Raw genomic sequence first — 16,978 nt, 5'->3', positions numbered from 1 at the left:
CCCCTTGAAACTGTGAAACCGGGTTCACATATATCGGTCAACGGTTGGATCGGGGCGCTGTCCCTCCCGGCGACGCGATCCCAGCCAATGAAAGGCGCTCCCCTAACGGGTTGAGCGCCTTTCTCTTTTTCAGCGCATAGGAGGGCAGCAATGGGCGGACGGATCGTCATCCTCAACGGTACGCCGCGGGCCGGGAAATCTTCGATCGCGCGGGCGCTCATGGCTCAGCTGCCGGGGCCCTGGGTGAACCTCGGCGTCGACCGAATGAACGCGGCGTTGCCCAAGGACATGCTGCCGGGGATCGGGCTTCGGCCCGGCGGTGAGCGGCCGGACCTCGAGCCGACCGTGGTGCGGCTTTATGCCGAGCTTTACGACGAGATCGCCGAACGGGCAGGCGCCGGCGAGGACCTGGTGGTCGATGTCGGCCACCACGACAGCTACTCGCGGCCACTCGGCATTCTCCCGGCGTCGGCGCGGCGGCTCAGCGGCTTGCCGGTGCTGTTCGTCGGGGTGCGCTGCCCGATCGAAACCATCATGGCGCGACGCAATGCCGACCCACAGGGTGGGTTCTATGTCGGTGGCGACGGGGTGCCGGAGCCGGTGCGGCGCTGGCAGGAGGCGGTACACCAGCCGGGGATCTATGATCTCGAGGTGGACAGCTCAGTGATGACGCCGGAGCAGTGCGTTGCGGCGATTGCGGCGGCGCTGGCTGAGCCGGCGAGGCCGAGTGCGTTTGAGCGGCTCGGGGCATTCTAGACGCCGGCGCGGGCGGCCCCCCACCCCCTGTCCCCTCCCCCTGAGAATGGGGAGGGAGACCAAAACACCAGCTTCCCAGTAAGCGTCTCCCTCCCCTTGTTTAGGGGGAGGGATCAAGGGTGGGGGTCAGCCCGCACCGGCGTTAGCTATAGGTCCCTACGGATACCCCGCATGAGGCACCGCAACCCTGGTGCTGAACACCCGGCCGGTGGGTTTGCTGACATCGACGCTGCCGGTCCACTCGTTGGCGACCATGTAGAGCGTCTTGCCATCGGCGCCGCCGAGCATCACGGCAAAGCACATGCGGTCGAGCTCGAACTTCTCGACGATCTCGCCGCCATCGCGGATGCGCAGCACAGTAGGGCCGGTGGAGGTCCAGATGGCGCCTTCGGCATCGGCGCAGATCCCGTCATTGCCGTACTGCCCGACATTGCCCCAGAGCCGGCGATTGCCGAGGCTCCCGTCCTCGGCAATGTCGAAGGCGGTGAGGTTGCCGTTGAACGATTCGGCGCAGACCAGGGTCCGGCCACCGGCGAGAATCGCCATGCCGTTGGGGAAGGCGAGGCCCTCGGCGACCTTGCGGCTGGTGCCGTCGGGTCCGACCAGGGCGATGAAGCCAGGCCGGAACTCGCCGCCGGGAAACTCGAAGTCGACATTGTTGACGTAGATGTGGCCGGCCGGGTGCACGGTGATCTCGTTGCAGCCGCGCTCCGACAGGGCGGAAAGATCGGCGAAGCGGGCAAAACTGCCGTCGGGCTGGCGGAGCTTCAATTCGTTGTCGGCGGCGTGCACCAGCAGCATCCGGCCATCGGGCAACCAGTCGAACGAGAAGGGGAGCGAGGCCACCTCCGCCTCGACCATCGAGCGGCCTTCGGCGTCGATGGTGTAGAGCTTCTGGCCGACCCAGTCGGCGAACCAGAGCTTGTTATCATGCCAGCGCGGGCATTCCCCGAGCAGAATTCCGTCCATCAGCTGGGTGATCTCGGTCATCGCTAAACTCCCTGATTGCTCTCAAAACAATGTCGGGCGACCGATGGTCATTTCGACAGGTCCGCAAAAGAAATCGGGCGCCGGAGGGGATCCGGCGCCCGAGGCGATGAGTGATTCACGTGAAGCACTAAATGTTTAGTGCCCGCCCATGCCGGCCATTTCGGGGTTCGCCGGCGGCTTCTTGACGAAGAAGGCCGCGACAATGGCGAACAGCGAGATGATGGCGCCGGTCATGAAGCCGGTGCGGATACCGGCGGCGAGCGCCGTCACCGGCTCGGTGCCGGCCGCCGTCAGCGCCGCCGACTGGATGGTCATCAGCGCGATGAACAACGCCACGCCTGCCGCACCCGCCACCTGCTGGACCGAGCCGAGAATGGCCGAACCATGCGAGTAGAGCTGCATGGGGAGCGAACTCAGCGACGCGGTGAACAGCGGCGTGAACATGATGGCGAGGCCGATGCAGAGCGCGATATGGCCGGCGAGGATCACCCAGATCGAGGTCGACTGATCGACCAGGGTCAGGCCCCAGAGCACGGCGCTGACGATGATCGAGCCAGGCACCAGCAGGCGGGTGGCGCCCCACTTGTCGTAGAGCCGGCCGACGATCGGGCCGAGCAGACCCATCATCAGGCTGCCCGGGAGCAGCATCATGCCGATCTGCAGCGGATCGAGCTTGATGACGTTCTGCAGGAACAGCGGCAAGAGGATGATGACGCCGAACAGCGACATCATGGCGATCGCCATCATCACCACCGACAGGGTGTAGTTGGTGATGGCGAAGGCGCGGAGGTCAAGCAGCGCCTTATCCTTGAGGCTGAGCTGACGGAACACGAACAGCACCATGGCAACGAGCCCGATGCCGAGCGGAATCCACGGCGACATGCCGTGCTCCCCGGCCGCTGCAGCTTCGCCGAAGCCGGAGAGGCCATAGACGATGCCGCCGAAGGCGAGGACCGACAGCACCACCGAGATCAGGTCGAGCGGGGTGGAGCGCGGGGTCGAGACGTTCTTCATCCGCCAGGCGCCCAGCGCCAGCGCGGCGAGCGCAATCGGCAGCACCAGGATGAACATGAAGCGCCACTCGAAATGAGTGAGGATGAAGCCGCCAATTGTCGGGCCGATGGCGGGCGCCACCGACATGACGATCGAGATGTTGCCCATGGTCTTGCCGCGCGATTCGGGCGGCACCAGCGTCATCACGGTGGTCATCAGCAGCGGCATCATGATCGCAGTGCCGACCGCCTGGATGACGCGGCCGAACACCAGGAGCTCAAGGCCCGGCGAGACGGCGCAGATCAGCGTTCCCACAGAGAAGATCGCCATGGCGAGCATGTAGATCGGCCGGGTGTTGATGCGCTGCAAGAGGAACCCGGTGATCGGAATCACCACCGCCATGGTGAGCAGGAACGCCGTGGTCAGCCACTGCGCCGCGCTGGCAGTGACGCCCAGATCGGTCATCAGCGGCTGGATCGCCACGCTCATGATGGTTTCGTTGAGAAACACCACGAAGGTGGAGACAAGCAGCAGCGCGATCACCAGCCGGTTGCGGGCGGCGGTGGACGAATCGACCGGCGCAGCGGCGGCAGTCGACGGAATATCGGTCATCGTTTCGGAGGTCATTTGTGGCCTGCCTTGCGGTGGAGAGGTTCAAAATCGGGGAGGCTGAATGGCACAGATGGGGTGGCGGCGGCCAGCCCGCAGGGCGCATAGCGCCCGTGCAGGGGCGCGGCAATTACCGACGGGGTCATAGGGAAATCTCCTTGGCTTTCACCAGTACGACGAGCGACCGGTGGCGAAATCGACAGCGTGCGCCGCAAAAATAGTTAAGCGGCGGATTAAGCGTTGATGAGGCAAGAGTCAATGTCGGGGCGCGACGAGGGACCAGGTCGTCAGCACGCGTGGCGGTGGTGGTAGCGCAAGGTGGGGGGCTTGAAGCAAGCCCCTTGTGACCCATATGTAGAAACTGAGGCGTTGCACTACCTATGCACCGCCGGACAATTTCGAAGGGCTGGAGCATCGCTCCGGCCCTTCGCTTTTCCCTCGGCTCGAGCCGCGCGGGAACCTTTTCCTGCCGCTCCACTCCAATGTTCGACGCGCCACCGAGGCGCGCCGATGATGGAGTTCACCATGAAGATCCTGCCGCTCGTTCTCGCCCTGACGCTCGCCGGCACGCTGCCGGTGCTGGCGCATGATGTGCCCACCGAGATCGCCAAGTCGCCGCCATCAGGCGCCTTCAAGGCCGTCAGTTCGCTGGTCAAGCTGCCCGACTTCCTGCCCGGCATGGGGCAGCTCTATGTCGATCCGGCGTCGCTGCCGGCCGGCCCGTTCCTCGCCTACGACCATGATGGCAAGCTGGTCAGCACCATCTACATGCTGCCGATCAAGGACCTCAATCCGGACAAGCGCTTCGACGACCTGGCAGCGCCAGGCGGCAATGTCGATCACGTCGATGTCTATTTCAATGCCGGGCATCCCGGCGTCGAGGAGCCGCATGTGCACGTCGTGCTGTGGCATGTGCCGGTGGCCGGCGAGGCGCGGGTGGCGCAATGATCGCGACGCGCAGACAGGCGCTGCAAGCCGGCGGGGGTCTCCTCGCCGCCGTGCTGCTGCGACCATCGCCGGTGCTGGCGGCAGGGGCGGTGGAGATCGTCATGCAGGGGACGCCGGACGGCTCGCAGGTGTGGTTCGATCCGGTCGGGATCCTGGTGCAGCCAGGCCAGACGATTCGCTGGACCAACCGTGACCCCGGCAATTCGCACACGGTGACGAGCTATCACCCGAGCCTGTTCGATCGGCCGCGGCGCATCCCCGAGGCGGCGACGCCCTGGGACTCGGACTACCTGCTGCCGGACGAATCGTTCTCGCTGACGCTGAGCGTCCCCGGGGTCTATGATTACTACTGCGTGCCGCACGAGCATGCCGGGATGGTCGGCCGCGTCGTCGTCGGCACGCCGAGCGCTAGCGCCGCCGACTATGCCAATGCCGGGGCCGCGCTGACCGAGTTGCCACAGGTCGCGCTGGCCGGGTTCCCGGACGTCGCGGCGATCATCGCCGCCGCTGTGGTGCACCGCGAATAGGGGAGAAGCGCACATGCTGACGGTGCTGAAACAACGGAGCGAAGTGCGGGCGCTGAGCGAGGCCGAGCTGGTGGAGCTGGCGCGGCAGGGTGGCGAGAACGCCATACGCCTCTTGATCGAGCGCAACAACCAGCGGCTGTTCCGCGCGGCGCGGAGCGTTTTGCGCAATGACGGCGAAGCCGAAGACGTGGTGCAGGAGACCTATGTGAAGGCCTTCACCGCGCTCGCGAGCTTTCGCGGCGAGGCCAGCTTTTCCACCTGGCTGACACGCATCGCGCTCAACGAGGCGGTGTCGCGGGTAAGGCGGCGGAAGCCCAGCAGCGCGCTCGACGCGCTCGACCAGGCGGTGAGCGCTGATGCGGGCCTGGTGTCGCTGTTCCCGCTGTCGCTCGCCCCGCTCCCCGCCGATATGGAGGCTGCCCGATCCGAGATGCGCCAACTGCTCGAGACCGCCATCGACGGCCTGCCCGAGGGATTCCGCACGGTGTTCGTCCTGCGCGACGTCGAAGGGCTCAGCACCGAGGAAACTGCGGAGCACCTCAGTATCAAGCCCGAGACGGTGAAGACCCGGCTGCACCGGGCGCGGCGCATGCTGCGCGTGGTGCTGGAAGAGCAACTGCGCGGCTCGTTCGCCGAGCTCTATCCGTTCGATGGGGCACGTTGCGCCAACATGGCGGACCGGGTGATCGCGGTGCTGCGCGGGGCTTGATCGCTTTCGAATGCGGTGGCCCACAACCTCGCCTCCTCCCCGGGTGTCATCCCAGCGAAAGCTGGGACCCATCTATCGGCTGGTGGGGACGGTGAGTTGGGTCCCCTGCTTTGTCGGGGATGACACCGAGTGTGTGGAGCGTATCGTGCACCCAACGGAGAGGTGGCCAGCCTACCGCGAAATGCTGTTCCAGGCGCCGTACAGCGTCGAGTGCAGCAGTTGCACGGTTTCGCCGGCCCGATAGACCACCAGTTGCTGTTCGGGGAGCAGGTAGAGCACCTGGCCGCCCTGGCCCATCAGGTAGGTGAACGGGCCCTGCAGCGCCTGGCCGGCGCGATCGAGGACGTTCTGGCGCAGGTGCTGGCCATAATGGTCTTTGAGCCGCTCGGCAGTGCCGACATCGAGCCCGAGGAACTCGCGCCACAGCGGGGCGGGGAGGAAGGGCGCTTCCGGCGTGCCGTTCTCCACCAGGTACTGGCCGATGCGGATCCAGTCGCGCGCCGCGGCGTAGATGCAGCAATAGGCGGAAACCGGGGCGCCCGCAGCCGGCTGGCGCCAGGCGGCGGACGCCGCGCCGGCCGGGCGCCAGAGCTTTTCGGCCAGCAGGTGTTCGAGGCCCTGTCCGTAGACAGTTTCGAGCACCTCGCCGAGCAGCGCGGTGTTGACGTTCTGGTAGTTGAACTCGGACGCAGTTTTGGCGTCGGTGACGAGGCCGCCCTCGATGGCGCCGAGCCCGAGGAAATGCAGCCGCGCCAGCGGGCCGAACGGGTTGGCTGAAGTATCGACGGTCTTGTCGCCGCTGACGGCGCCGGCTTTGCCCTCGCCATGGTCGAAGGCGATGCCGCTGCGCATCGCCAGCAGGGCGCGTAGCGTGACGCCGGCAAGGCCACGATCATCGGGCAGGAGCTCGCCCAAGGTCTGGTCGAGGCTCTGCAGCCGACCTTCGGCCAGCGCCTTGTAGATCAGCGCACCGACGAGGCTTTTGGCCATCGAGAACGAGTTGAAGCGGGTTTCGGCAGTGAGACCTGGCGCGTAGTGCTCGAGTTCGAGCCGGCTGGCGCGGGCGACGAGCAGGGCCTTGCCGCGCTTCTCGGTGAAGGCGGCCTCGAGGTCGGGTTGCAATGGACGGGTGCTGGCTGCTTCGGCGACGTGCAGATCACGCGGCGTTGCGGCGCCCTCGATGCTGGCGAAGTGCCCGGGCGCCGGCCAGATGAGCGGCGGCACGCCCTCGGCGACCAGCTGCGGAAGGTAAGGGGCATAGGCCAAGGTGGCCGTCACCGCACCACCTAGCACCAGCACCAGCGCGATCAGCAGTTTGCGCAACGAAATCCCCCAAAACCCCTGGCGCAAATGGCTCGCAGGCATGGATGGCGGAAATGCGGCTGCCTCGCTTGACAGGGCCGGCCTCACGGCGTACTCAACAATTATGTTGATTAACAATCTTGTTGATTACGGAGAAGGTGAATGAACAAGCTCATCAGCACACACTGGATCAGCCTCGACGGTTTCATCGCCGGCCCGATGGGTGAGATGGACTGGATCCGCGGCGACGACCAGCTGTCGAGTTACGAGATCGGGCTGGTCAACGGCGCCAGCAGCCTGCTGCTCGGCAAGGGCACCTATCAGGATTTCGCGCAGTACTGGCCGGCTGTTCCCGCTAACCCCAATGCCGCGACGTGGGAGAAGACCTATGCCGAGCGGATCAATGCGCTGCACAAGGTGGTGATCTCGCACAACCTGCAGGCGGCGAAGTGGCCGACCTCGGAGCTGTGGCGGGAGCTCGATGCGGCCAAGGTCAACGCGTTCAAGGCGCGGGCGGGCGGTGATATCCTCACCTATGGCAGCGCCACCATCGTGCAGCAGCTGACCAATCTCGGCCTCGTCGATGAGTATCACTGGCTGATCCACCCGATCGTCCTCGGCAAGGGCCGGCGGTTGCTCGACAACCTGGAGCGGCGCTTCGATATCGAGCTGATCGACAGCGAACGCTTCGACAGCGGGGTGATGAAGCTGATCTATCGCAGGGTGTAGAGTTCGTCGGTTGAGGGCACCCAAGCTTGCCCCATCCTCAGGGTCACCCCGGCGAAGGCCGGGGCCCATCCTGAGGGCTTTCGGGTGGATCACTGCTCGTTCGATACGACTCCTCGAGAGCGCTCAAGCTGGGGCAAGTGCCTCAGCCCACTGCAACATCTCAGGATGGGCCCCGGCCTTCGCCGGGGTGACACGGTGGGTGGGGGAAGATCGGGGACCACCCAGGAGGCTCTCTACAGCGGCTTTTCCGCCAAGCCGCGGAAGGCGTCGGGGACGGAGCGATCGAGCTCGAGCGTCGCCGAGGCATAGCCGATGGCTTCGCGGCCGAAGCGGATGCGGACGGCGTCCATGGCCCGATCGGCGCTAAGGCGCGAGGCGCCGCGCCGGGTGCCGGGGCGGCGGGCGTCGTCGGCGAGGTCGAGCGGCAGTTCGAGCTGCACCACCGGATCGCGCTCGAGCTGGGCCACCGAGATGGCGAGCAGGGTGATGGTGCGCTCGTCGGGGTGATCGGCCTGGACGACCCGCACCAGGTCCTCGGCGATCTCGGCGAGGCTCACAGTGGCCGAAATCGGCTGGTCGATGGTGATCGAGCGGGTGACGGCGCGCAGGTCGCGGAAGCGGACACGCGCCGTGATGGTGTGGCCGTGCCAGGATTTCACCCTGAGCCGCGAGGCGATGCGATCGGCGAGGTGATGCAGGGTCGGCCGGTAGATCCGTTCGATGAACGGCTTTTTGCCGAGCGCCGACTGGGCCCCGGCGGAGCGGGCGCGCTGGTTGGTGACGATGCCGCGCGGGTCGCGGTTCCAAGCCAGCGCGCTGAGCTTTTCGCCGGCGGCATGGCCGAGGATATGCTGCACCCACTCGGTGCGCTGTTCGGCCAGCTGGCCGATGGTGAGGATGCCCTCGTCCTCGAGCTTGCCCTCGGTGACCGGGCCGACGCCCCACATCAGGCTCACCGGCAGCGGGTGCAGGAACTCGAGCTCGCGCACCGGATCGACCACCACGAGACCATCGGGCTTGGCCACCTGCGAGGCGATCTTGGCCAGATGCTTGGTGCGCGCCACGCCGACCGAGATGGGGAGGCCGAGCTCGGCCCGGACGCGGGCGCGAACCGTGCGGGCAATGGTTTCGGGGCTGCCGAACAGGTGCTCGCAGCCGGCGACATCGGCAAAGGCTTCGTCGATCGAGATGCGCTCGACCAGTGGGGTGTAGTCGTCGAGGATGCCGATCGCCGCGTCGCCCAGCCGCTGGTACTCCTCGAAATGGCCGCCGGTGAAGATCAGCTCGGGGCAGAGTTCCTTGGCCGCCCAGCCGGACATGCCGCCGTGCACGCCGAAGGCCTTGGCCTCGTAGGAGGCGGCCAGCACCACGCCGCCGCCGACGGCGATCGGCTTGCCGCGCAACTCCGGGTTCAGCAGCTGCTCGACCGAAGCGTAGAAGGCATCGAGATCGGCGTGGAGGATCGTGGCGGCGGGCTCCATCCGGGATTCTCCGTGGCGCAATGAGAACATAAAGCGAACGAAGTGTTGGGCTTGTCAAGCGGCTCGCCGGCGGCGGATGGTGCTGCGGGGGATCGGGAGGGCGCGATGCGGGCAGTGGTCTATTCGGCATATGGCGGGGTGGAGCAGCTGCGGCTCGCCGAGGTGGCGCAGCCGGTTCCGAGGCCGGGCGAGGTGCTGATCCGGGTCAAGGCGGCGTCGCTCAATTCGTGGGATTGGGACCTCCTACGCGGCCAGCCGTTCCTCGCGCGGCTGGGCGGGTTGTGGCGGCCGCAGCACGCGATCCTCGGCGCCGATGTTGCCGGCATCGTCGAGGCGCTGGGCGAGGGGGTGAGTCGCCTCGCCATTGGCGACAGGGTGTTCGGTGATCTCAGCGGGTCGAACTGGGGCGGGTTTGCCGAGTATGTCGCGGCGCCGGAAGCGGTGCTGGCCAGGATCCCCGACCCAGTGAGCTTCGAAGCCGCCGCGGCGATGCCGCAGGCAGGGCTGCTGGCCTGGCAGGGCTTGCGCTGGAAGGGCGAGGTGCGGGCCGGGGACCGGGTGCTGATCAATGGCGGGGGTGGCGGCGCCGGAACGTTTGCGATCCAGCTGGCAAAGCGCGCCGGCGCTGACGTGACCGGCGTCGACCGGGCAGAGAAGCTCCAGCTGATGCGCGCAATGGGGGCGGAGCGGGTGATCGACTATCGCGCCGAGGACTTTGCCGCGGGCAGCGAGCGCTACGACCTGATCATCGACATGGTGGCATCGCGGCCGCTGACGCAGTTCCGCCGCACGCTCACGCCCACCGGGCGGCTGGCGGTGGTGGGTGGCACGACACCGACCATCCTTGCCGTGGCAACGCTCGGGGCGATGAGCTCGAAGCCTGGCGGGCAGCAGCTCGGGCTGGTGCTGCACCAGCCCGATGTCGGGCAGTTGACGGAGCTCGGGGCGCTGATCGCGGCCGGCGCGGTGACGCCGGCGATCGACCGGGTCTATCCGCTGGCAGAGACGGCCGCGGCGTTTCAACGGATCGGCGCCGGGCAGGCGCTGGGGAAGCTGGTGGTGGTGCCGTGAGGCTCTGCTCCCCTCCCCCTTGAGGGCAGGGGTTGGGGGTGGGGGTCCATCGGTGATCACAGAACCACCCCCACCCTCATTCCCTCCCCTCAAGGGGGAGGGAGGCGATCGCCGCTAGCATCGCGATTGCGCGCACCGGTCGGCGGCACCGTAGCTACCCCCGCGCCAGCGCCAGCAGCCGTTCGTTCTCCTCCGGCACGTTCTCGGCCAACCGCGCCGCGGCAATGATCGGCAGCCAGGCACGGATGTCGGCGTCAGTCAGCTCGCTCGCCGCCAGATAGCCCGCCAGATACGCGTCGGCCAACTCGTGGCCGGCGCCGTGGCGCATCAGGAGGTAGGAGCGGGCGACATCGGCGGCCGGCGGACCGGAGGTGGCGTCGGGCCAATCGACGATCATCGCGGCGCCGGGCGGCCCGATGATGTTGAAGGGGTGGAAATCGCCGTGGCAGAGGCGGTTGCCTTCGGGCAGTTCGGCCAGCCGCGCCAGCAGGCGGCTACGCAGTGCGGCATCGAGGTCGACGCGGCCGAGGCGGTCGGCGAGGCGCGGCTTCAGCGGCGAAAGGCGAACTTCGGTGCGGGCATGGATAGCGAGGTGGAGCTGCACCATGGCCTCGAGCGCCGCTGGCAGCAGCGCCGGGTCGGCGGCGGCGAGGCTGGCCAGCGGCTGGCCCGGGGCGCGGTCCATGACCAGGCCCCAGCGGCCGGCATAGGGACCGGCTGCGTGCACCGCCGGGGTCGGCAGGCCATGCTCGCCGACAATGGCGAGGATGGCGGCTTCGCCGAAGGCCACCGAGCGATTGGTGGGGTCGCGATAGAGCTTCAGCACGTGGTCGCCGTAATGGAAGGCTTCCGCCATCTTGCCGGAGCCGAGCAGTGGGCCGATCTTCTGATCCATCAGCTGAGCGCCGCTTTGAGGGCGGTGGCGATGGTTTGCGTGCCGCGGGTAAGTTGCACCACCTTGCCGGCCGACTTGGGCTCTTCGAGCAGTGCCACAGTGACGGCGGCGACATCCTCGCGCGGCACCGACTCCTCGTTGATCGCCTGCTGGCTCAGCAGCACCTTGCCGGTGCCGCCGCCATCGGTGAGTTCGCCCGGCTCGAGGATGGTCCAATCGAGGCTGGAGCCGGTGATGAACTTCGCCGCGGCGCGCTTCTGCTTGTAATAGTCCTTCATCTCGTCATCCATCGAGCGGATCGACAGCCCGGTGCTGGCGCCGATGGCGGAGATCGAGAGGTAACGCCTCACCCCGGCATTCTCGGCGGCATGCACGGTGCGGCGGGTGCCGATGCGATCGAGCGCGCTGCTTTCGCCGGCGGCCGAGCCCGCGGCGAACACCACGGCGTCGGCGCCTTTCATGGTGGTGGTGAAATCGCTCAGCGGCGATTTGTCGAGATCGAGCACGATCGTCTCGGCGCCACGCTTCACCGTCTCGGCCATGTGTTTGGGGTTGCGGATGGTGGCGACCACCGAGTGGCCGGCGGCGACCAGCTTTTCGACAATCAGGATGCCGGTGCGGCCACTGCCGCCAATGACGATGATGCGCATGAGGTCACCTGTCGGTGGTTGATGGGTTGAGCTTTGAGAACAGGCGATGCAGCGTTTCCAGCTCGGCGCTGCTCAGGGCGGCGAGGCCGGGCGGTGGCACGCGGAACTCGGCCAGCAGCGCAGTCTGGGTTTCGAGGCCCAGCGGCGTGAGGGCGACGAGCTTGACCCGGCGATCGGTGGGCGAGGGGCGGCGTTCAACATAGCCAGCCTGCTCCAGCCGATCGACCACCCAGGTGGTGTTCGAGGGGTCGCTGTTGAACTGCCGCGCCAGCTCGCCGATCGGGCGGCCTGCCGTATCGAGGCTGTTGAGGATGCGCGAATCGTTGGGCGTCAGGCCGCGCCGCTGCAGGCTCTCGCTGCGCTGCGGGTTGGAGCTGACGAAGAAATCGAACATCAGCCGCCAGGTGTCGTCGGCGAGCTCAGCGGGTGCGGGTTTCATGATCGCAGCCTAGCACGAGCTGGTCCCTTGCATATATTTTGAGTGGTACCATATTTGGTATCCAACAAATAAAGGAGCATGACGATGAGTGGACGGCATGAAGGTAAGGTGGCGCTGATCGCCGGGGCCAGCAAGGGCATTGGCGCCGCGACGGCCGAGCTGCTGGCGCGTGAGGGCGCGGCGGTGGTGCTGGTGGCGCGGTCGGCAGAGCCGACCGAAGCGCTGGCCGAACGCATTCGCCAGGCGGGTGGCCGGGCGCTGGCCGTCAAAGCGGATGTCGCCGACGACGCGGCGATGCAGCGGGCGGTGGAGGCGGGGCTCGCAGCGTTCGGGCGGCTCGATATCGCCTTCAACAATGCGACCGATGGGCCGCGGCCGGCGCCGCTGGCCGAGCTCGATCTCGACGGCTTTGATCGTGGTATCCGCACCAATGTGCGCGGCACGTTTGTCGGCATGCGGCACGAGATCACCGCGATGCTGCAAACTGGCGGCGGGGCGATCGTCAACATGGCGTCATTGGCCGGGGTGATCGGGGTGTCGGGGCTTGCCGCCTATGTGTCCGGGAAGGCCGGGATCATCGGGCTGACCAAGGCGGCAGCGCTCGACTATGCCGATCGCGGCATCCGGGTGAACGTGGTGGCGCCGGGGCCGATCCTCACCCACCATCTCGAGGCAGCAGGGCCCGAGGCGCAACGGCAGGCCGGGCTGGCGACGCCGATGCGGCGGATCGGGCGGGCCGAGGAGGTGGCGAGCGTGGTGAGCTGGCTCTGCTCGGATGCGGCGAGTTTCGTCACCGGCGTGGTGCTGCCGATCGATGGTGGGCAAAGCGCCGGCAACAAGATCCAGAACAACTATCGGCAGGGCGAGCCGATGCAGGCGGCTGGCTGAGAGACTCCCCGGAGCGCCGCGTCGGCTGCTAAACAGCTGGCGGAGAACGAGGGAGACGATTCGATGCAGGCGCTGCGGCAGGTGGTGGTGCACCACGATGATCTGGGGGCGAGCTGGAGCGCCAATATGGCGTTCCTCGAGCTCTGCGAGCAGGGCGTGGTGACCTGCGGCTCGGTGATGGTGCCGTGCCCGTGGTTTCCGCATATGGCGCAGCTGGCGCGCGACAACCCCGAGCTCGATATCGGCGTGCACCTGACGCTGACATCAGAGTTCGACCGCTTCCGCTGGCGGCCGATGACCGGCACCGCCGATAACGGCATGTGCGACGCTGAGGGCTTCATGCCGCGCCGGGTGGCGGATACGCAGGGCGCCGACCTCGCGGCGGTGGAGGCCGAGCTTAGGGCGCAGATCGATGCGGCGCTCGCGGCCGGCATCGACGTGACCCATCTCGACGCGCATATGGGGACGGTCTGGCTGCCCGAGTTCGTTGAGTTGTATCAACAGCTTGGCGCCGACTACTCGCTGCCGATCTTTTTGCCGGGGCCGCAGGATGCCTGGGTCGAACCGTCAGTGGCGCTCGACCGCGCCTGGGCGCAGGCGGCGGCGCGCGGCAATCCGCTGTTCGACGGCGTGGTGTCGACGCCGTTCGGCAATCTCAGCCCGACGGCGGCGGACTATCGCGGCATCCTCGACAGCGCCAAACCGGGGCTGAACTGGGGGGCCTTCCACTTCACCAAGCCGGGCGACATCGCAATGATCTCGGACGACGCACCGCTGCGGCTCGCGGAGTACGAGCTGTTCCGCTCGGGCGCGGTGGAGCAGATGTATGCCGAGCTCGGGCTCGAGCTGGTGGGGATGCGCGGGTTCCGCGAGCAGCTGCGGAGCAAGAACGCGTAGCGATCGGTTTGCACGGTCGCCTCCCTCCCCCTTGAGGGGAGGGATTGAGGGAGGGGGTGGTGCGGTGATCACCGATGGACCCCCACCCCCACCCCTCCCCTCAGGGGGGAGGGGAGCGCTGGCCCGGTGCTTATGGCATGTCGAATCGCCCCACCGCAGTTCGACTAGCCTCGCAACAGGAGGTGCCTCAAATGAAGTTCGTGTGTCTCGTCTACATCGACAGCGTCGCCATCGGCGCACTAAGCGAGGCCGAAGGCCGGCAGCTGGCCGACGACTCGATCGCCTTCGACTGGGGCTTGCGCGATAGCGGCAAGCTGATCCTGGCGCAGCCGCTCGAAGCGCCGCAGGCGGCGGTGACAGTGCGGCAGCGGGCGGGCAAATTCTCCAGCACCGACGGGCCGTTCGTCGAGGCCAAGGAGCACCTGGGCGGTTTCTTCCTGATCGAGGCCAAAGATATCGACGAGGCGATTGCCCTGGCCAAGACCAGCCCGATCATGCGGGTCGCGAGCATCGAAGTGCGGCCGGCGCTGGAGCAGGTGGATAGCGTGACCGGGCGCGGGCGGCCGGAGGTGGCGTAGGGGAAACCCGGCGCTACTGGCCCGCCGCCACGCTTGCTGCGCCAAACGGGCAACCAGCGCACCGCTTGCCGCAATCGGCTCCGGCTAGACGCCGCAGCCCGTCGCGCGGGGTGAGGTTCTCCGGCAGTCGGATCTCGCTGGCCAGTCGCAACGCCATCAGCGTCCGGATGAGCCACCAGCCGAGGTCGATCTGCCCGCGCTCGAGCCCAAGCCGTGCCGATTCCGGAAAGGCATGATGGTTGCCGTGGAAGGCCTCGCCGAAGGTGATGAGGCCGACGGCCGGCAGGTTGTAGCCCTGCACGGCGACGCCATCGACAGCCCAGCCCTGGTGGCCGCGCCGATGCGCGAAATGGCCGACCAGCCAGTGACCGGTAAGCGAGACCGCGACCCGCGCCGCGATCCCCCACACCACCCAGCCCCAGCCGCCGAGGGCGAGGAACAGCAGCGCCCAGGGCAGTTGCTGCAGCATCCAGGTCCGCTCGAGAAACCGGTAGAAGCGGTCATTGGCCGTGCGCGGCTCGATGGTGAAGCGGGGCGGGTGGTCCAGCGCCACGACGCAGTGCATCTGCCACCAGGCATCGATGAGGAACCAGCGGCGATGGGCATAGAGCGGGTGGCAGTCGGTCTGCCGCTGCGCCCAGTCGCGAATGTCATGGGCGTAGATCATCCCGAACGGGCCGGCCATGCCAACCAGCGTCCCGAGATAGACCAGCACATGCTCGATGACGATGTGGGTCTTGAACGAACGGTGGATCAGCAGCCGGTGCATGCCGACGGAATGGCCGGCGCAGATGGTGATCGCGGTGGTGGCGAGGAACAGCAGCAGCGCGTCGAGGCTGAAGGTCAGCGGCGCGAACACCAGCGCGATGCCGGTCAACGACAGGGTCCAGAGGGATTTTCCGGGAGCCCAGCGGACGGTTCCCGCCACAGGGTCGCTCAATGGCTCGGCGTACATCCGGCCGGTCGACAGGGCTGGCGTCGAATTGGTCATCGTCATGGCGTTTCAGCCTTGCGCGGTTGATGTATTTAGGCGATGAACTAATTGCCGAAATGCTTAGCAGTGCCTATTTGATTAGGCAATAGGCTAATTACCTAAATGATGGACGAGGCGGATGGACGAGACGATGCCAGGTAAGGTCGACGCGGAGCTGTCCAGCGCCGTCGAAGAAGTGGTCAGTCCGGACGGGGCGTTTCAGCGGGTGTTCGAGGCGCTGGCTTCGGCGCCGCGCCGGCGGATCCTCGCCTATCTGGCGCATACCTCGCTGACGGCGGGTGAGATCGCGGCGCGTTTCAACATGTCAAAACCCTCGATTTCGCAGCACCTGAGCGTCCTGGAGGTGGCCGGGCTGATCGCGAAGGAGCGTCGCGGCCAGTTCATCCATTACTCGCTGATCCCCAACAACCTGACCAACACGCTGACCGGCTTCGCCCAGGAAGTCTGCCCGGTGGGCCGGCCGCTGAAGCGCGAAAGCAAGGCGCTGGCAGAGCGCAAAGTTGCCGACGGGACCGACCGCTAAAGGGGAGGCCGGGTCCAGGCCAATGTCGCGGACATGACGGTATCTCTCCACACGCCCTATGACGGATCCTCAAAACTCTTCCAGATCGGCGTGAAGCCGCTTCCGCTTGCCGATTGGATCGAGGTCGACGACCGTCTGGCGGCAGATCTCGCCGAGAAGGAGCGGGTGAGCGCGGCGCACCCGGACTCGGTGTTTGTTGCCGAGCCAGGAACGGAGCAAGCGCAGGCCGAGGTGCTGGCATTGCTGGCGGAGCACCTTGCGACGCAATTCCCCCAGCACTATCGGCGGATTGGTGACGGGGTCGAGATCATGCCCACCGGGAAGCGCGTGGCGCTTGGCGTGCCAGGCGAGGCGCCGCTGCGGATGGCGGCAAGCCTGGTGCAGGAAGACCTGGTGCTGATGCGGCGCGGCGAGGCGGGCTGGCGGCTCGCGGCCGCCTCGCTCTGCTTCCCCTCGTCATGGTCGCTCAGGGAGAAGTTCGGGCGGCCGTTGCATGAGGTGCACGGGCCCGTCCCCGGATTCGGTGCCGGGACACGGAATGCACAGCTGATCCAGCGCATGTTCGACAACGCGCGGCCCGAAGTGCCAATGATCCGCTGGAACTGGTCGCTCTATGGGGACGACCGGCTGCATCACCCCGAGACGGCAGATCCCGGCACACGGCGTTTCGGGACAGGCGAACGGGCGGCAAGCGTATTCCTGCGGGTAGAACGGCAGACTTTGCGGAAGCTGCCGGTGAGCGGCGATATCCTGTTCGCCATCCGCATCCATGTCGATCCGCTGGCGCGGCTGGAGCAGCACCCGGAGGCGGCAGGGATCGCCAGCTCGCTGGTCGCTCAACTCATGGCGCTCGGGGCTGCCGAGCTCGATTACAAGGGGCTGACCCTGGAGCGCGACCGGCTGGTGGCACGGCTGGGCGAGATCACCGGCGCCTTGAAGCCGAAGGGCCCGGAGTGATCCCCCGGGCCCTCAGATAACCGCATAGCGGGTTGGAGCGAG

19 protein-coding genes are annotated in these 16,978 nt (G+C 67.1%); 11 read left to right on the top strand and 8 right to left on the bottom strand.

Features of this window, described 5'->3' with window-relative positions:
- Positions 1-150 precede the first annotated feature (150 nt).
- Positions 151-756 (top strand): chloramphenicol phosphotransferase CPT family protein, encoded by a 606-nt coding sequence (locus tag ASC89_RS01710; RefSeq protein ID WP_055994093.1) that lies wholly within the window; start codon positions 151-153, stop codon positions 754-756.
- A gap of 156 nt (positions 757-912) precedes the next feature.
- Here ASC89_RS01710 and ASC89_RS01705 read toward each other — a convergent pair whose 3' ends face one another.
- Together ASC89_RS01705 and ASC89_RS01700 are read right to left on the bottom strand one after the other, a co-directional pair.
- Positions 913-1,746: an SMP-30/gluconolactonase/LRE family protein gene (locus ASC89_RS01705; RefSeq protein ID WP_055994091.1), complete on the bottom strand. Its 834-nt coding sequence runs from the start codon at positions 1,744-1,746 to the stop codon at positions 913-915.
- Positions 1,747-1,881: 135 nt separating this feature from the next.
- Complete coding sequence (locus ASC89_RS01700; RefSeq protein WP_055994089.1) at positions 1,882-3,366, bottom strand: MDR family MFS transporter; 1,485 nt, start codon at positions 3,364-3,366, stop codon at positions 1,882-1,884.
- Between the two features lie 507 nt (positions 3,367-3,873).
- Between ASC89_RS01700 and ASC89_RS01695 the strand changes: the two genes are divergently transcribed.
- From ASC89_RS01695 to ASC89_RS01685, 3 genes are read left to right on the top strand one after another with little or no spacing between them, the layout of a single operon-like run.
- A complete protein-coding gene (locus ASC89_RS01695; protein ID WP_055994908.1) occupies positions 3,874-4,296 on the top strand; it encodes a DUF5602 domain-containing protein in 423 nt (140 codons plus the stop codon).
- The gene (locus tag ASC89_RS01690) at positions 4,293-4,823 is read left to right on the top strand and encodes a plastocyanin/azurin family copper-binding protein (RefSeq protein ID WP_055994087.1); all 531 of its coding nucleotides are present in this window, start codon (positions 4,293-4,295) and stop codon (positions 4,821-4,823) included. Before ASC89_RS01695 ends, ASC89_RS01690 begins: the two co-directional genes overlap by 4 nt.
- Positions 4,824-4,836: 13 nt before the next feature.
- Complete coding sequence (locus ASC89_RS01685) at positions 4,837-5,532, top strand: RNA polymerase sigma factor (RefSeq protein WP_055994086.1); 696 nt, start codon at positions 4,837-4,839, stop codon at positions 5,530-5,532.
- 171 nt (positions 5,533-5,703) lie between these two features.
- Here ASC89_RS01685 and ASC89_RS01680 read toward each other — a convergent pair whose 3' ends face one another.
- Positions 5,704-6,855 (bottom strand): serine hydrolase, encoded by a 1,152-nt coding sequence (locus ASC89_RS01680; protein ID WP_055994084.1) that lies wholly within the window; start codon positions 6,853-6,855, stop codon positions 5,704-5,706.
- 141 nt (positions 6,856-6,996) lie between these two features.
- On the opposite strand from ASC89_RS01680, the gene ASC89_RS01675 reads away from it, so the two are divergent.
- Positions 6,997-7,563 (top strand): dihydrofolate reductase family protein, encoded by a 567-nt coding sequence (locus ASC89_RS01675; protein WP_055994082.1) that lies wholly within the window; start codon positions 6,997-6,999, stop codon positions 7,561-7,563.
- A 233-nt stretch (positions 7,564-7,796) separates the two neighbouring features.
- On the opposite strand, the gene dinB is transcribed toward ASC89_RS01675, so the two are convergent.
- Entirely contained in the window at positions 7,797-9,044 is a 1,248-nt protein-coding gene (gene dinB / locus ASC89_RS01670; protein WP_055994080.1) for a DNA polymerase IV, read from the bottom strand.
- Between the two features lie 105 nt (positions 9,045-9,149).
- Here dinB and ASC89_RS01665 point away from each other — a divergent pair, with 105 nt between their 5' ends.
- The gene (locus ASC89_RS01665) at positions 9,150-10,115 is read left to right on the top strand and encodes an NAD(P)-dependent alcohol dehydrogenase (RefSeq protein WP_055994078.1); all 966 of its coding nucleotides are present in this window, start codon (positions 9,150-9,152) and stop codon (positions 10,113-10,115) included.
- 154 nt (positions 10,116-10,269) lie between these two features.
- Here the strand turns inward: ASC89_RS01665 and ASC89_RS01660 are convergent, their stop codons facing one another.
- Genes ASC89_RS01660 through ASC89_RS01650 form a run of 3 tightly spaced genes read right to left on the bottom strand, consistent with a single transcriptional unit; the run spans position 10,270 to position 12,099 of the window.
- Entirely contained in the window at positions 10,270-11,010 is a 741-nt protein-coding gene (locus ASC89_RS01660; RefSeq protein WP_055994076.1) for an aminoglycoside phosphotransferase family protein, read from the bottom strand.
- Positions 11,010-11,660: an NAD(P)-dependent oxidoreductase gene (locus tag ASC89_RS01655; RefSeq protein ID WP_055994074.1), complete on the bottom strand. Its 651-nt coding sequence runs from the start codon at positions 11,658-11,660 to the stop codon at positions 11,010-11,012. Before ASC89_RS01655 ends, ASC89_RS01660 begins: the two co-directional genes overlap by 1 nt.
- Before the next feature lie 4 nt (positions 11,661-11,664).
- Positions 11,665-12,099: a MarR family winged helix-turn-helix transcriptional regulator gene (locus ASC89_RS01650; RefSeq protein WP_055994072.1), complete on the bottom strand. Its 435-nt coding sequence runs from the start codon at positions 12,097-12,099 to the stop codon at positions 11,665-11,667.
- An 84-nt stretch (positions 12,100-12,183) separates the two neighbouring features.
- Here ASC89_RS01650 and ASC89_RS01645 point away from each other — a divergent pair, with 84 nt between their 5' ends.
- From ASC89_RS01645 to ASC89_RS01635, 3 genes are all read left to right on the top strand, one after another.
- Positions 12,184-12,987: an SDR family NAD(P)-dependent oxidoreductase gene (locus tag ASC89_RS01645; protein ID WP_200940398.1), complete on the top strand. Its 804-nt coding sequence runs from the start codon at positions 12,184-12,186 to the stop codon at positions 12,985-12,987.
- A gap of 63 nt (positions 12,988-13,050) precedes the next feature.
- On the top strand, positions 13,051-13,884 hold the full coding sequence (locus tag ASC89_RS01640) for a polysaccharide deacetylase family protein (protein ID WP_055994068.1): 834 nt from the start codon (positions 13,051-13,053) through the stop codon (positions 13,882-13,884).
- A 191-nt stretch (positions 13,885-14,075) separates the two neighbouring features.
- A complete protein-coding gene (locus ASC89_RS01635; RefSeq protein WP_055994066.1) occupies positions 14,076-14,462 on the top strand; it encodes a YciI family protein in 387 nt (128 codons plus the stop codon).
- 13 nt (positions 14,463-14,475) lie between these two features.
- On the opposite strand, the gene ASC89_RS01630 is transcribed toward ASC89_RS01635, so the two are convergent.
- On the bottom strand, positions 14,476-15,459 hold the full coding sequence (locus tag ASC89_RS01630; protein WP_244488374.1) for an acyl-CoA desaturase: 984 nt from the start codon (positions 15,457-15,459) through the stop codon (positions 14,476-14,478).
- A gap of 127 nt (positions 15,460-15,586) precedes the next feature.
- Here ASC89_RS01630 and ASC89_RS01625 point away from each other — a divergent pair, with 127 nt between their 5' ends.
- Both ASC89_RS01625 and ASC89_RS01620 read left to right on the top strand, forming a co-directional pair.
- Positions 15,587-15,979, top strand: coding sequence for a metalloregulator ArsR/SmtB family transcription factor (locus tag ASC89_RS01625; RefSeq protein WP_082533163.1), 393 nt, complete (start codon positions 15,587-15,589; stop codon positions 15,977-15,979).
- Positions 15,980-16,012: 33 nt separating this feature from the next.
- Positions 16,013-16,936, top strand: coding sequence for a DUF3445 domain-containing protein (locus ASC89_RS01620; RefSeq protein WP_055994064.1), 924 nt, complete (start codon positions 16,013-16,015; stop codon positions 16,934-16,936).
- Positions 16,937-16,978 lie beyond the last annotated feature (42 nt).

Source organism: Devosia sp. Root413D1, assembly GCF_001425235.1.
Lineage (GTDB): Bacteria > Pseudomonadota > Alphaproteobacteria > Rhizobiales > Devosiaceae > Devosia_A.
This window is presented reverse-complemented; position numbering and strand designations above follow the sequence as displayed.

What these genes read in the sequence shown, in the direction of transcription:
- ASC89_RS01635 (WP_055994066.1), top strand. Translation starts at nt 14,076, where the DNA reads ATGAAGTTCGTGTGTCTCGTCTACATCGACAGCGTCGCCATCGGCGCA.
- ASC89_RS01625 (WP_082533163.1), top strand. Translation starts at nt 15,587, where the DNA reads ATGCCAGGTAAGGTCGACGCGGAGCTGTCCAGCGCCGTCGAAGAAGTG.
- ASC89_RS01685 (WP_055994086.1), top strand. Translation starts at nt 4,837, where the DNA reads ATGCTGACGGTGCTGAAACAACGGAGCGAAGTGCGGGCGCTGAGCGAG.
- ASC89_RS01705 (WP_055994091.1), bottom strand. Translation starts at nt 1,746, where the DNA reads ATGACCGAGATCACCCAGCTGATGGACGGAATTCTGCTCGGGGAATGC.
- ASC89_RS01690 (WP_055994087.1), top strand. Translation starts at nt 4,293, where the DNA reads ATGATCGCGACGCGCAGACAGGCGCTGCAAGCCGGCGGGGGTCTCCTC.
- ASC89_RS01695 (WP_055994908.1), top strand. Translation starts at nt 3,874, where the DNA reads ATGAAGATCCTGCCGCTCGTTCTCGCCCTGACGCTCGCCGGCACGCTG.
- ASC89_RS01620 (WP_055994064.1), top strand. Translation starts at nt 16,013, where the DNA reads ATGACGGTATCTCTCCACACGCCCTATGACGGATCCTCAAAACTCTTC.
- ASC89_RS01655 (WP_055994074.1), bottom strand. Translation starts at nt 11,660, where the DNA reads ATGCGCATCATCGTCATTGGCGGCAGTGGCCGCACCGGCATCCTGATT.
- ASC89_RS01710 (WP_055994093.1), top strand. Translation starts at nt 151, where the DNA reads ATGGGCGGACGGATCGTCATCCTCAACGGTACGCCGCGGGCCGGGAAA.
- ASC89_RS01640 (WP_055994068.1), top strand. Translation starts at nt 13,051, where the DNA reads ATGCAGGCGCTGCGGCAGGTGGTGGTGCACCACGATGATCTGGGGGCG.
- ASC89_RS01660 (WP_055994076.1), bottom strand. Translation starts at nt 11,010, where the DNA reads ATGGATCAGAAGATCGGCCCACTGCTCGGCTCCGGCAAGATGGCGGAA.
- dinB (WP_055994080.1), bottom strand. Translation starts at nt 9,044, where the DNA reads ATGGAGCCCGCCGCCACGATCCTCCACGCCGATCTCGATGCCTTCTAC.
- ASC89_RS01700 (WP_055994089.1), bottom strand. Translation starts at nt 3,366, where the DNA reads ATGACCTCCGAAACGATGACCGATATTCCGTCGACTGCCGCCGCTGCG.
- ASC89_RS01675 (WP_055994082.1), top strand. Translation starts at nt 6,997, where the DNA reads ATGAACAAGCTCATCAGCACACACTGGATCAGCCTCGACGGTTTCATC.
- ASC89_RS01630 (WP_244488374.1), bottom strand. Translation starts at nt 15,459, where the DNA reads ATGACGATGACCAATTCGACGCCAGCCCTGTCGACCGGCCGGATGTAC.
- ASC89_RS01645 (WP_200940398.1), top strand. Translation starts at nt 12,184, where the DNA reads ATGAGTGGACGGCATGAAGGTAAGGTGGCGCTGATCGCCGGGGCCAGC.
- ASC89_RS01665 (WP_055994078.1), top strand. Translation starts at nt 9,150, where the DNA reads ATGCGGGCAGTGGTCTATTCGGCATATGGCGGGGTGGAGCAGCTGCGG.
- ASC89_RS01650 (WP_055994072.1), bottom strand. Translation starts at nt 12,099, where the DNA reads ATGAAACCCGCACCCGCTGAGCTCGCCGACGACACCTGGCGGCTGATG.